General features: G+C 52.1%; 11 protein-coding genes. 6 read left to right on the forward strand and 5 right to left on the reverse strand.

Going from position 1 to position 14250, the window contains the following annotated elements:
- Positions 1–290: 290 nt before the first annotated feature.
- Together ACYVAD_RS20820 and ACYVAD_RS20825 are read right to left on the reverse strand one after the other, a co-directional pair.
- Positions 291–1139, reverse strand: coding sequence for a hypothetical protein (locus ACYVAD_RS20820; RefSeq protein WP_461141467.1), 849 nt, complete (start codon positions 1137–1139; stop codon positions 291–293).
- Positions 1140–1307: 168 nt separating this feature from the next.
- Positions 1308–4442 (reverse strand): putative Ig domain-containing protein, encoded by a 3135-nt coding sequence (locus ACYVAD_RS20825; protein ID WP_461141468.1) that lies wholly within the window; start codon positions 4440–4442, stop codon positions 1308–1310.
- Between the two features lie 234 nt (positions 4443–4676).
- Between ACYVAD_RS20825 and ACYVAD_RS20830 the strand changes: the two genes are divergently transcribed.
- Both ACYVAD_RS20830 and feoB read left to right on the forward strand, forming a co-directional pair.
- Positions 4677–4904, forward strand: coding sequence for a FeoA family protein (locus ACYVAD_RS20830; RefSeq protein ID WP_461141469.1), 228 nt, complete (start codon positions 4677–4679; stop codon positions 4902–4904).
- Between the two features lie 69 nt (positions 4905–4973).
- Complete coding sequence (feoB, locus tag ACYVAD_RS20835) at positions 4974–7088, forward strand: ferrous iron transport protein B (RefSeq protein ID WP_461141470.1); 2115 nt, start codon at positions 4974–4976, stop codon at positions 7086–7088.
- Positions 7089–7554: 466 nt separating this feature from the next.
- Here the strand turns inward: feoB and ACYVAD_RS20840 are convergent, their stop codons facing one another.
- The gene (locus ACYVAD_RS20840; RefSeq protein ID WP_461141471.1) at positions 7555–9057 is read right to left on the reverse strand and encodes an NAD(P)H-hydrate dehydratase; all 1503 of its coding nucleotides are present in this window, start codon (positions 9055–9057) and stop codon (positions 7555–7557) included.
- 115 nt (positions 9058–9172) lie between these two features.
- On the opposite strand from ACYVAD_RS20840, the gene rplS reads away from it, so the two are divergent.
- From rplS to ACYVAD_RS20855, 3 genes are all read left to right on the forward strand, one after another.
- Positions 9173–9547: a 50S ribosomal protein L19 gene (gene rplS, locus ACYVAD_RS20845; RefSeq protein WP_461141472.1), complete on the forward strand. Its 375-nt coding sequence runs from the start codon at positions 9173–9175 to the stop codon at positions 9545–9547.
- Positions 9548–9673: 126 nt separating this feature from the next.
- A complete protein-coding gene (gene dapF, locus ACYVAD_RS20850; RefSeq protein ID WP_461141473.1) occupies positions 9674–10453 on the forward strand; it encodes a diaminopimelate epimerase in 780 nt (259 codons plus the stop codon).
- A 61-nt stretch (positions 10454–10514) separates the two neighbouring features.
- A complete protein-coding gene (locus ACYVAD_RS20855) occupies positions 10515–11435 on the forward strand; it encodes a bestrophin family protein (protein ID WP_461141474.1) in 921 nt (306 codons plus the stop codon).
- Between the two features lie 4 nt (positions 11436–11439).
- Here the strand turns inward: ACYVAD_RS20855 and ACYVAD_RS20860 are convergent, their stop codons facing one another.
- Positions 11440–11748, reverse strand: coding sequence for a rhodanese-like domain-containing protein (locus ACYVAD_RS20860; RefSeq protein ID WP_461141475.1), 309 nt, complete (start codon positions 11746–11748; stop codon positions 11440–11442).
- A gap of 52 nt (positions 11749–11800) precedes the next feature.
- Positions 11801–12172: a hypothetical protein gene (locus tag ACYVAD_RS20865; RefSeq protein WP_461141476.1), complete on the reverse strand. Its 372-nt coding sequence runs from the start codon at positions 12170–12172 to the stop codon at positions 11801–11803.
- 154 nt (positions 12173–12326) lie between these two features.
- Here ACYVAD_RS20865 and htpG point away from each other — a divergent pair, with 154 nt between their 5' ends.
- Positions 12327–14156, forward strand: a complete 1830-nt coding sequence (gene htpG / locus ACYVAD_RS20870; protein WP_461141477.1) for a molecular chaperone HtpG — start codon at positions 12327–12329, stop codon at positions 14154–14156.
- The last annotated feature ends 94 nt before the right edge of the window (positions 14157–14250 follow it).

Here is a 14250-nt window from a genome sequence, read left to right on the forward strand (position 1 = left end):
TTAGCCAACATTCAGATTATGTTACAACGTGGTCAGGCTCAGCACCAAACATAATTCCCCAACACGTTCTTAACATAAAAACTCTTATACAACTTGGCTGAGAAAAGTACTATTTATTATTAGCTGATAGATTCATGTAGTGGTCCCACAACACCTCTCAATTTGACCTTTACTTCTTAAGAAGAGTTGACTTGCTTTTACTTTGAGTAGCCATGCTAACTCTACTTAGCCATGTGGGCCTTCTCGCCAAAAGCTCCCAACTGAGACCAGTGTGCCTTAACAGATTAGCTTTATTGATCCGTTTTGGGATTACGATTGGCTAAGTTCAACAAATTAAGCGCCATCAAATAGGGCATGATGAAAGGAAAAGCAGGGATAGACACTAAGTAGGTGACAATCCCGATCGGTTCAAACGAAAACGATGGTAGCACACTCAGTAAAGCGCCGACTAGACTGAAAACCACATACAGACGACAAGCCGTTGACTTCAACCAGCCAACTGATCGTAAGGCTAACCCAAACGCAGCCGTAGCCAAATATAAAAGAGCTACCTCCACACCGCTAATCCAGCTAAAAAGCGCACGTATGGACAAGTACCAATCGGGTCGTTTCGCTACCGAAGCTGCCGAAAAGTTGGTGAACGATTCGACTAAAAAGCTACCCCAATAGGCCATGTTGAGGATAAATAAAGGCAGGGCGATGACCAACGCCAGTAATCCAAGTAACCAGTATTGCTTTTCCCCACTCTGGCGGAGTTTGTTAGCCAGCAGGGCTAACCCGACCGTGATCAGCATTCCCCCCGCGATCAATAGGGCATAGCGGATCTGTTGTTCGGTAGCCGTCTCGACCCATTCGGGTATAGAAGTAGGGGGAGGTCCCATACCCGCAAAAAGGGTAAACCCGATCCAGGGAATGATGACCAACAGAGCAATGGTGCCGAGTTGCCTTTGCTCAGGATGGGCACTGGTGAAACAGTTCTTTCCCAACCGCCAAACAGCGAATGCCATCAGGAGTGCATGGGCCAGCCAGATGGGTAGATAGAGTTGAGGTTTGCTATGTCCGATGCCTAAAGCCACAGCAGCGGCTAAAAAAGGAACCAGGGTAAGGTAGAAGCGGCTGAGTGCTGGTGGGTTGGTCATCAGGATGTGGATTGGCAAAACTACGCACTACTCAGCAAGCTACTACAAACGAAGTTTTCTCACCAAAAGGCTCCTTCAGAGAAGCATAAATCATCCCGAACGATTGTCGTCCACTCACGGAGACAAAAATCGGGGTGACTTACTTTTTTGAATAACGGATATGTGACCTTACTGCCGAATGATCTTCACCGTTTTCTGCTGGGTACTGGTCCCAACATTCAGTAGGTAGAGACCGGGTGAACGGCCTATCGAAACCCGTTGATGACTGGTGCTTTCGTTTGTCTGTACTCGCTGGTCGCTGATTAACACCCCCCGGCTATCCAGCACGCGAAGTTGTAGCGATGGCCCCTCTATACCCGTTGCGTTCAGCTCGACGAACTCGCCCGCTGTTGGGTTTTCCAGGACGATAACCTGCAACGTGGCCTCGCTTGCGGCTAGTCGGGCACCAGCTGAGCACGGGGTCGGGCGTACCCACTCCAGTGTTACTTCCGACGCTGGTTCGCCGACGTAACGGGCGCGCAGGATGAATGGCTTTACGTCGCCCGCCGTGCGCAGATCACTGTCGAACTGGTGGGTTGGATTGGTAGTCCATCCGGTAATGCCGGGTACGGAATAGTATTCTACGGTTTTACCCGGCGCTACGTTAGCTACCCGGAACGTAAAGAGGCCAGTAGCACAGCTGTAAGCCGGTTCGATCAGCCTGAAATTGGCAACCGTTGAACCGCAGGCGCCCGGTAAATCGAAGGTGTAGCTAACCGTTACGCCACTCTGCGTCGCCTGGATGACGATGGGTTTCGGATCGGCCCGCAGCTCAGCTTCAACAGTACCCGAAGCATCCGTTGGGGCATTGCGGGCAATACCAATGGCGAAATACATAATAGGTGAGCCGTCACCTTCGACGGTGCGAAACGTAATGGCACCCGTTCCACAGTCGTACAAGGGCGCAACCAGCGCCAGTGGTCGCGTGGTGCCGTTGGGCGCAACAGTCAGGGTAAACTGGGCCCGTGCCGATAACGTACCGGGATCGGTAGCCACGATGGTTACGGGGAACGTACCCGCCTGACTGGGCGTGCCGCTGATTCGGCGGTTGGCCGTATCAAACGTCAGGCCGTCGGGCAGACCAGTCGCCGTGTACGTCAGAGCATCATTGTTCGGATCGGAAAACGTATTGGCTGGAAACTGAAACGCGAAATAAGCCCCGCGTTGCGCAAACTGATTTTCGATCGGTATGGCCAGTACAGGAGGCTGATTTCCGTTACTGCCCTGGCAATACGCCCGAAAATCGAACAGATACGTTACTTCGCGACCGCTCTGCCGTGCTTTCAACAATACTGTTTTTGAGTTCTGATCGGCCAGGACGGGTGCGTCCAGAAACTGGTTCGGGTTCGGATTCCAGTCGGTAATGCCAATCCCTTGATATTCGATGCGGGAACCATCTCCGCCCGTCGTCTGGAACGTAATGGCACCGGTCCGGCAGTTGAACAGGGGTTGTACCAGCGCCAACGGTTGCCCTGTCGCTACTGACCGGACTGCCCGGTCGGCTTGCACGAAGCCGTACCCCGTCCGGTAATCGAAACCTAGGTCGAAACCGGGCGTGAGCGGGTCGTCCATGTCCAGTGCCGTTTCTTCCAGCAGGCTGAGTACACTACTGGGAGCGAGGCTATTACCCGCGCGTTCCTGCATCAGCGCAGCAACGGCCGCTACGTGTGGGGCGGAGGCCGATGTGCCGAAGAAATTAGGAAAACCATCGCCCTCGAAATCGTCACCAAAGAAAGTATTATTGCCGCCATTAGGCCCCGTGAGTTCCGGTTTTGGCCGGGTTATCCCCGTGACGCCGTTGATACGGGTGCCAGCCGTGGTGAATAACGTTGGTGTGCCGCCCGCCGACGAGAAATCTTCGACGAGGGCTGTCGTGAGCGAGGGGTTGAAAGCGGGAGTATTTGTGTAGCGGGCGGCCGCTACGGCGATGGCGCGGGCGGCATTACTGTGACCAAACGTGGTTGAACTCTGCGTATCGTATTCAATGCTAACGGGCGTGCCGAAGTTGATCCATTTGATGAGGCCAGGGTCGGGACCTTCGTATTTGATCAGCACCAGATCCAGACTGATTGGGGCATTTGAGGTATTCGCGTAACCAGAAATCTCAACCGGATCACCTCCGATGTTGGCGTTTGCTGAGGACAGAAACGGGATCTGTATGCCGTTGTAGTACACCAGCAGATCCATATCGGTACGAGCCCCGGCTCCACCACTGACTGACGCAAAAGGATCATCCCACTGAAAGCCAATGATCACCTGCCCCCCCGGCGGGATGGTAATTCGCTGGTAGATATCCCCTCCGCCGAAGTCATGGGCATAGCCCTGAAAGCCGTAGGTTGGGTGAACCAACGGACCACCGTTTCGGTAGGAGCTTTGGTAAGACGATCGGCCGGAATTGCCCGCCGAAGAAAAGTAGGTGACATTGTTGTTCGTGACCACTTCGTCGACGGCCTGCGCGATGACCCCGTCCTGAAAAAACGGTTCGGCGAAGTAGCTGACATCGTCGACGATGATGTTACAACCCGCTGCGGCCAGGTTTTTAATGCCCTGCGCAAAACCAGCCTGCCCCGTAAAAGCGGTATTGAACGCCATCGACGCGCCCGGTGCTACGTCGTGCACAATTTCGGCCATTGCCCGACCTTCGTCGCTGGCCCCTGGCTCCCGGTATTCTTCCAAGACCTGGACGTTCGCTGGCAGATCGCCCGAGGCAACCCCCGCAGCCGCGCCCCCCAGCGCATTATACGAATCAGAGAGGATGCCAACTTTTGACCGCGCCCCCGTCACCCCATACGTCTGACGGGCGAGATCTGCTTTAAACGCTTTGTCCCCCTGCGATGTAACGCGTCCCGCGCTATGGACGGGTTTATAAGCGGGCCGGGCGAAACGTAACGAAGGGACGTCTTTGAGCGCGTTTAGCTGGCTGACAGGCAGGTAGCCGAAAATAAGCTGCCCATAGGCCCGGCCATCTGTCAGTCCCCGACTCTGTAAAGCCTGCAACAGCGTATTGGCATCCCAATTGGGGGCTGCTGCCGCTTCAATGGCAATTTGATCGCCCCGCATCTGGAAACGGGTTAGCTTTTCGAGCCCCCTTACTTCGGACGAAGTCGAGGCTGCGTTGCCGTTGGGCAGGGTTAATAAATCGGTTGTTATTCGGGCTGCCCGGGCTGCTTCTTTGCCGGGACTTTGCGCCTGAATAGTGCCCGCTCGGGTAGTGAGCAGAAGGATAAACGAGAACAGGAAAAGCCGTTGTAGTTGTTGTGGCATAAGCAGATAGCAACGTGTATCTATCCGGAATGGAATAGACCGCAAAAGTAATCGGAAAAGGAGACTAGAGAAGGAGTATCGGGCCAGAGCAGTAGTACAACTAGCCAACGGGCTAACCTGACCGCCTTTTTTGCGCAAATGTTTGCTCCAGCAAATTTTCTGGCGTAATCTTGCGTTAATTAAATTGAATCTAAATAAGGCGCGGATCGAGGTCTGCCGGTCAGAAGCCAGTATATGAGTAAGCGTAGTGTAGCTGATTTGAAAATTGGAGAACGAGCCACTATTCAGTCGTTCAGCGATCAGGTTATGTCCTTGAAATTGCTGGAGATGGGTTGTCTGCCCGGGGCTGAAATCTGCCTGCAATGCAAAGCTCCGCTGGGAGACCCCATCTGCCTGAACGTGTCGGGCTACTGCCTGTCGATGCGTAAATCAGAAGCCGCTACGATTCTGATTGAGAGCTAACCGTTTGCTGTTGTGCTGTTTGCTGCAGTTTCGAACCGGTAAATGGTACGCTGTAAACCTTGAAGTATTTTGAAAGCGTCGCCTACTATTGCCCTCATTGGTAATCCTAATGCAGGGAAATCGTCATTATTTAATCAACTGACGGGCCTGCGTCAGAAGACGGGAAACTTTCCCGGTGTCACCATGGATCGCAAATCCGGTACGTGGTCACTGGATGCGAAGACAAATACGACCGTCGTTGATTTCCCCGGTATCTATTCCATCTACCCCAAATCGCTGGACGAACAACTTGTTACCGATATCCTGGCTAATCCGTCCCATCCTGATTACCCAGATGTGGTTATCGTTGTCGTCGATGCGTCAAACCTGCACCGAAATCTGTTGCTGTTTACCCAGGTTGCCGATCTGGGCGTACCGGCAGTACTGGCGCTGAACATGCTTGATGTGGCCCAGGAGCAGGAGAAAGAAGTCAACGCGACTCGCCTGGCTATGCGGTTGGGCGTACCGGTTGTCCGAATTAATGCTCGCACGGGAGAAGGGGTTGAGTCACTGAAAAAAGCAGTCCAGAAACAATTAAGCGAACCATTCCAAGCCGAAAAGCTTTTTTTTGATCCGGCCGACGAAGCCCGTTCGCTGATTGACGAAACCCGTGAAGCGTATCAACTGAGCAACAATTATCTGACACTGCAATACCTGATTCAGCATGATGGCTTTACGTTCCTGGATCAACAACAGCGTGAAGGGTTGGACGTGCTCATTGATCGGCATCAGTTCAAGGAAACTCCGTTTCAGGCCAACGAAACCATTACGCGGTATAAACGCATTGCCACCGTGGTAGCTGAGGCCGTCACGGAGAAAAGGCCCCGGCATCAGGTGACCTGGACGCAGAAGCTGGATCGGATTTTTCTGCACCCAGTCTGGGGCTATGCAATCTTTGCTTTGATTCTGCTGCTGATCTTTCAGGCCATATTTGCCTGGGCGGAGCCGTTTATGGATGCCATCGATTCGGGCGTGGCCTGGCTGAACGGTGAACTGAAAGCCCGGCTTCCCGATGGGCCGCTGACCGATCTCTTAACGGACGGTATTTTGGCGGGGATAGGCGGCATTCTGGTGTTTATTCCGCAGATCGCTTTTTTGTTTCTGCTGGTTTCTTTGCTTGAAGAGTCCGGATATATGTCACGGGTAATGGTGATTATGGACCGGATCATGCGCAAGTTCGGCCTGAATGGCCGTAGCGTGGTACCCCTGATCTCGGGCGTTGCCTGCGCTGTACCCGCTATCATGACAACCCGGAGCATCGGTACCCGGCGTGATCGGCTCATTACGATTCTGGTTACGCCACTGATGAGCTGTTCGGCCCGGCTGCCAATCTATACCATTTTTATCGCGCTGGTAGTACCCAATCATCGAATACTGGGTGTCTTTAACCTACAGGGATTAGCCCTGATGGGTCTGTATTTGCTGGGACTCATCAGCGCCCTGTTGTCGGCGGCCGTCCTGAAACTAATCCTTCGTACCAAAGAACGGAGCTTCTTCATTATGGAGTTGCCCACGTTTAAACTACCGCGCTGGAACCACGTGGGAATAACGGTCTGGGATAGCGTTCGCTCGTTTGTCTGGGAGGCTGGCCGGGTTATTCTGGCCATTTCGATCGTGCTGTGGGTACTCGCCAGCTACGGCCCCGGCGATTCAATGCAGCAGGCAGAAGACCGGGTACGTCAGGAAAATACAACCCTGTCTGATGAAGACATGCAGAATCGTATCGCGTCGGAGCGATTAGAATCGTCTTACGCAGGCCGCTTTGGCCATTTTATCGAGCCAGCTATCAGACCACTCGGTTACGACTGGAAAATTGGCATTGCCCTGCTCAGTTCCTTTGCTGCCCGCGAAGTCTTCGTTGGTACGATGTCTACTATTTATAGCATTGGCGACGGCGATGAGGGGGGCGTAACCATCCGCGAGCGGCTCCGGCAGGAACGTAACCCGGCTACCGGTGGGCCAATGTACACTACGGCTGTTGCCTGGTCGCTGCTGATTTTCTACGTTTTTGCGATGATGTGTATGAGTACACTGGCCGCTACTCAGCGCGAAACCCGTAGCTGGACCTGGCCGGCTGTACAGTTGGCCTTTATGATGGTTCTGGCTTACGTATCTGCTTTCGCTACGTACCAGATTCTGAGTTAGTTCTTGCTCACTATAAAACAAAAGCCCCGCTGGTTCTTAACCAGCGGGGCTTCGTTGTTAAATAAGATATGATTGACTCTACCACAGAAGTCCTTTGGAAATGAGCGGATAAATAAAGTGGTAGACAATATAAGTTAACAAGGCAATCGTTAGGCCACCAATTACAGATGTTTGATCGACGCTAAGACGATTTTGACGAGACGATCGGACAGTACGCCAATCCCGTTGAGCGGTAGGTTTCATAAGGTACGTTAAGAACAGGAAGAGTCTACTTAACGCCTAAACAAATTTGAGGCCGCGTTACGGTTGTCGCCGTTTAATAAACATCTTGTTGTCGAGAGGCTGTCTAAGTGTTTGCTTTACCATTTACGTTTACGTAAGCACTGAAAACAGCTGGAAAATAGTAGTGTAAAAATTCAACAAAAGTGTGGCGAAATAGCTACACTACAGTTATAGAGATGGTGTACTAATTCCACCGGAGTGCGTCGACAATGTCTGATGCAGTCATTCCAATCTGACCATGCTGACTAGCCACCCGGTCTCCCGCTAGGCCATGAGCGTACACACCCAACACTGCCGCTTCGACAGGATCGTAGCCCTGCGCTAATAAAGCCGTAAGCACCCCCGTTAGCACGTCTCCGGTGCCACCGGTGCTTAGCCCAGGATTGCCTGTGCAGTTGAAATGTACTTCGCCCCCCGGCGTGGCTACGGCCGTGTGCGCACCTTTCAGTACAACCACGACTTTGTATTTTTGGGCAAACTCCCGCAGCATCGACAGCTTCTGGTAATCGTCAGTCCAGGAGCTGGTCAGACGTTCAAATTCCTTGGGATGGGGCGTCAGGATGCTGTTATGCGGAATCTGTTCCAGCAATTCCCGCTTCCTAGCCAACAGATTCAGCGCATCGGCGTCGATAACCATGGGTTTTTTCAGATTGGGTAGTAATTCTCGAAACATGGCCAGCGTTTCATCGGCGGTTCCTATACCAGGGCCGATGCCCACGGTCGTGTAATCGGCTGGGGGCGGGTTGTCCACGTTACTGGCCCCCGTCAATACGTGTTCGTTCGTGTCGGGGCGGCACATGGCTTCCGGAACGGCCGTTTGTAACACGGTGTAACCGCAACCCGGCGTCTGAACAGTGAGCAGCCCCACACCCGAGCGCAGGCAGGCACGGGCAGCGAGAACGGCCGCCCCGATCTTGCCGTAACTTCCCACAAAAAGTAAGGCTTTCCCGAATGATCCTTTGTTCGAATACCGGTCACGTTTGTGGAGCAACAGTCTGGCTTCGTGGGGCTGTGTATAGAAATAGGGGGTGGGAGCCAGGTCGATGTAGCGTTTATGCAGGCGAATATCGACTGTGTGCCAATCGCCAACGTATTTGCCGTTCGACGGAAGAAGGAAAGCTAATTTGGGGAGCTGGAACGTAACGGTATGATCCGGTTCGATGATCACATCGCCTTTCGCGTTGGGTTTGTCGGCGTACAGGCCACTGGCAATATCGACCGACACGACCGTGGCCGGAGCCCGGTTAATGGCCTCAATGGTGTACTTGACGATTCCTTCGGTGGGGCGCGACAAACCAGAACCCAGAATTGCATCGATGATAACGTCGTTGTGACGTATAGGGGGAATGTCACGTGAGTACTCCAGGTAGTGGATGTTTTCCGTGATGAGTTTCAGCCGTCGATGGTTATGCATGAAATCGTCGGACTCGCGTGGGGCGTAACGAACCACAAAAACCTCGACCGGATACTCGCGCTCCAGCAGCAGACGGGCAATCGCCAGTCCATCTCCCCCGTTATTCCCCAGGCCACAGAAGATTTTGGTAGTCGTTGAACTAGGGAAGGTACTAACGAACCAATCAACAAAAGCGAGAGCCGCCCGCTCCATCAGATTGAGCGGAGCAATGGGTTCGTTTTTGATAGTCGATTGATCGAGCGCGTTGATTTGGTCGATATTCAGGATTTTCATACGGGGAAGCGCGATTTACATAACGTAATTTTGCAAAAGTATTTTCTCCCACCGAGAAGTTTGCTATCTTTGCGGCTCATTTCGCAAATAGTTTTCCGGCGATATATATAAGGTCATGAGCGAGTTAATTAAATTAGTGGAGGCAGACAACGCGCAGCGTCGCGCCGAACTGCCTAGTTTCCGGGCGGGCGATACGGTGAACGTTCACGTCAAAATCCGCGAAGGAAATAAAGAGCGTATCCAGGTATTTACGGGCACGGTTATTCAGCGCCGGAACCCAAGCAGCGGTGGCGAAACGTTCACCGTGCGGAAAGTATCAAACGGTGTTGGTGTCGAGCGGATTTTCCCGCTGCTGTCGCCAAACGTTGACAAAGTTGAAGTCGTACGGATGGGTAAAGTTCGCCGGGCTCGGTTGTTCTTCCTACGTGGCCGTCAGGGTAAAGCTGCTCGTCTGAAAGAGCGTAAGCCAAAAGCAGTAGCAGCGGCTTAATCGCCCGTACCCAGAAAAATCGAAAAGCTGTCTGTGAAGGCGGCTTTTTTTTTGGTTTTTTGTGTTGCTGACTTGTATAAGGACTAACTAGTATCGTCTACCGGCCTTGAAAAAAGGCATCTTTCCATGACTACCGATTTCTTCAAATACCAGGGGACTGGCAACGATTTCATCATGATTGATGATCGGGAGAACCGTTTTCCGGCTAATAACCAGGCCCTGATCGAACGGTTGTGCCATCGTCGATTTGGTATCGGGGCCGACGGCCTGATTCTGTTACGTAATGATCCGGATTACGATTTCCGGATGATTTACTTCAACGCCGATGGGGCAGAGGGCAGTATGTGTGGAAATGGAGGACGATGCATTGTTCGGTTCGCGCACGATCTGGGCCTGTTTTCGAAGAAGACACGCTTTATCGCCGTTGATGGAGAGCATACCGCGACGGTTTCTGACGATGAGGTTTTCCTGAAAATGAGCGACGTAAATGGGATAATTGACCGCAGCGGGAAGACGTTTCTCAATACAGGATCGCCCCACGTAGTGGAATTTGTCAGCGATCTGGATTCGCTGGACGTGGTTAAGGAAGGGCGGGCAATCCGGTACAGCGATACGTTCGCGCCGAGCGGCACCAACGTCAATTTCGTCGAGCCGCTTTCGGACGGTACACTGTACGTCAGAACCTACGAGCGGGGCGTTGAGGATGAAACGTACTCCTGCGGAACGGGGGTAACGGCCGTCGCGCTGGCTGCCAGTCAGCAATTGGCTGTGTCAGGACCGGTCGCCATCAAAACGATTGGTGGTAATCTGCGGGTATCGTTTGTCCCGTTGACCGATACGCAGTTCAATGACATTGATTTAATTGGCCCAGCCAAACGGGTATTTGCGGGGCAAATAGACCTGTAGAGCAGCCGTTTTTTTAATCTACACAGAATTCTGTCCTCGGGAGTTGCCTTGACCTTTTTTCATGATCACCTACAGAAAGACCGACTGGATTAAAGCGATCTGGTACTTCCATACCGGCGAGACGATTATCGCGCTGCTGAAACGGCTGCTGATTGTTCTCGTGTATGTCTCGTTCGTCACCGTATTCGAAATTTCGTATCTGCATCAGCGGTTGACCAATACCCCCACGGAATTCTTCTCGGCCCTGGGTATTCTGTTAAGTCTGTTGCTCATCTTTCGTACGAATACGGCGTACGATCGTTTTTACGAAGGACGGACGGCCTGGGGGAGTCTGGTGAATAACTGCCGTAACCTGGCTATAGCTATTGACGCTATATTGCCAGCGGAACGCCAATCAGAGCGCTACTTTTTTACGAAGACAATCTCCAACTTCCCATTCGCGCTGAAAAATCACCTGCGCGATAATCGGATCATCGAAGAGCTCGAGGTTAATGATGGCTTCGACGAGATCAAACGCTTTGATCATCTACCCAACGCGGTGGTGATGCAAATGCGGAAACGGGTGGAAGGCTTGTACCGCGAAGGTGCCCTTACGGATGCGCAACTGATCAACCTCAATGATATGCTGATTACGTTCCTGAACGTAGCGGGTATCTGCGAACGGATCAAAAGCACCCCGATTCCGTTTTCGTACAGCTTCTTCATCAAGCTTTTCATCCTGATATTTGTTACGTTATTGCCGTTCTCGATCCTGGAAGTGTACGGATACATTACCATTCCAGCCGTACTGGTTATGTCGTACGTACTGATCGGGCTGGAAATGATCGGCGAAGAGATTGAAGAGCCCTTTGGCACCGAGCAGAACGATCTGCCACTGGACCAGATATCCCGAAACATACGGATCAACGTGCACGAAATCTTTAATGTTGCCCTGCCCAAACAGGACAAGGCTCCTCAGCGCAACTTTACGATCGTCACGTAGTCTGTCAGTCTTCGGCCTCGATGATCCCACCTCGTAGGTGATAGATAGTCTTGTGCTGCAGGATTGGCTGACGCAGGAAATCTTTAGCCGCTACCCGGCTCCGGACGCCATTCGTACAGATCGCGATCAGCGTATCATAGGGCTGTAATTCAGCGTTCCGATTTCGAATGTCAGCGAGCGGAATGTTCAGACCGCCGATGTTAAATTCCTCAAACTCCCATTCGTCGCGCACATCGATGACGACCGTATTGGGTTGCAAACGGAGTTGTTCCAGTTCCGGGAGTGAAATGTCGGTGTACGAATGCGTAGTCATGCATCGACGTAACAGCCAAGCGTTGCTCCCCGTTCAAGTGCTATTCTAGAAATCACCGCCGACTTATTTCCAGAACGCTGATTTCGGTAACGGTAGGACTCACCCAGCCGCAGGCGATGACACTCTTATTGGTCGTCTCCTGAAAACGAACGCTTACCGGCAAATCAACATGCTGTTTAGGATCAAGTGCAGCTTCTGTTAGTACGTGTCGCACAAGCGGCAACGAAGCCGATGTAAACTTGTACTGCGTCCCCGTATTGGGTGTCGTTCCTGAGTCCAGCCGCAAATGTAGCTCACACCCATCAACGTAGACATTACTTGCGTGGATGATGGCGTTGGCGCTACGTTCCGGGCCGATCACGTTGTCGTTGTCCGCCCGGCAGCCTAGCATAAAAACAAGTAATAAACAGCCGATTGATTTCATTTCGTGAGGAGGTATTTTACTACAAGAGTCTGCCGAAGCAGAAAATGTTGTAAACATCCGTTTCACTATTCCTGTCAATGTGTCAGCAACGAGCGATCTGGAACAGGATTTGACGAATGGCAGGCATAAACCAATTCCTTTCTAAGTCATAGCTATGGAAGCCGTACAAAGCGAAAAGGGCCAGATATCGATCCATACCGAGAATATCTTCCCGATCATTAAAAAATTCCTGTACTCAGATCACGAGATTTTCCTGCGTGAGCTAGTATCGAATGCAGTCGATGCTACGCAGAAATTACGTCAGTTGGCGTCATTTGGCGAGTTTAACGGCGAACTGGGCGATCTGAAAGTAACGGTTTCGCTCAATGAAGAAGCCAAAACAATTACGATCAGCGACAACGGGGTAGGGATGACGGCTGATGAAATCAAGAAGTACATCAACCAGATCGCCTTCTCCGGTGCTACCGATTTTCTGGAGAAGTACAAAGATAAAACCGACGATAAAGGTCAGATCATCGGCCACTTCGGACTGGGTTTCTACTCGGCGTTTATGGTGGCTAGCGAGGTAGAAATCATTACCAAATCGTACCGGGAAGGCGCTGAGGCCGCTCGCTGGGTGTGCGATGGGTCGACCGAGTTTGAACTGACGCCCGCCGAACGGAGCGAACGTGGTACGGACATTGTCCTGCACATTGCTGAGGATTCGGAAGAGTTTCTGAACAAGGCGCGGCTACGGGGTATTCTGGACAAGTATGCCCGGTTCCTGCCCGTATCGATTGAGTTCGACGGCGAAACGATCAATAACACGGCGCCCATCTGGACGAAGTCGCCCGCCGATCTGACGGACGAAGATTACAAAAACTTCTACCGGGAGCTGTACCCGATGAGCGAGGAGCCTCTGTTCTGGATTCATCTGAACGTGGACTATCCGTTTAATCTGACGGGTATTCTGTACTTCCCGCGCGTCAAAAACGAACTACGATTCCAGCGGGAAAAGATTCAGCTCTACAGCCGTCAGGTGTTCATTACCGACGAAGTGAAGGATGTGGTCCCCGACTTCCTGATGATGCTGCACGGCGTAATCGACTCGCCCGATATTCCGCTGAACGTATCGCGGAGCTTCCTGCAGGCGGATTCGAACGTGAAGAAAATTAATGGCTATATCACTCGGAAAGTCGCCGATAAGCTGAACGACCTGTTCAACCAGGATCGTAAAGCGTTCGAAGAGAAATTCGATGATATCGGCCTGTTCATCAAATACGGTATTCTGAGCGACGAGAAGTTTTGGGAGAAAGCGAAAAACTTCGTGCTGCTCAAAAACACGGAAGGCGAATTCAGCACGCTGGATGAGTACCGCGAAAAAACGCAGGCGAACCAGACCGACAAAAACGAAACGCTGACGCTGCTCTATACCACCGACCGGAAGCAGCAGGATGCCTACATTGAATCAGCGCGTCGTCGTGGTTATGATGTCCTGTTGATGGACAATGTAATTGACTCCCACTTCATCAACGCGCTCGAATCGAAGCTGGAGAAAGTTCGTTTCCAACGCGTCGATGCCGATACACTCGACAAACTCATCGACAAAGGTCTGGCGAACGAAAGTGTGTTATCGGAAGACGACAAAACTAAACTCAAAACGGTGTTTGACGAGGTGCTGAACGATAAAACGCTGACCGTAAGCGTCGAAGCGCAGCCGACCGACGAACTGCCCGTAACCATTACGTTGCCTGAGTTCATGCGCCGAATGAAGGATATGTCGGCGCTGTCGGGTGAGCAGTCGTTCTACGGAAATTTCCCGCTCGGGCATAATGTCGTCGTGAACGCCAATCATCCGCTGATTGCTAAAGTACTGGCCGAGCCAGACGTGGATACGCAGAAGGCCCTCGTGAAGCAGTTGTACGATCTGGCGCTGCTATCGCAGAATATGCTGACGGGATCAGACCTGACCGCCTTCGTACGCCGGACGGTATCTACGTTGTAGTCGTTAGCCGGTGTTATACACAAAAGCACCCCTGCCGGAGGTTTCGGTAGGGGTGCTTTTATTTTTTTGAGTAGCGCATTGACGGTCAATGCGA

Source organism: Spirosoma pomorum (assembly GCF_054776615.1).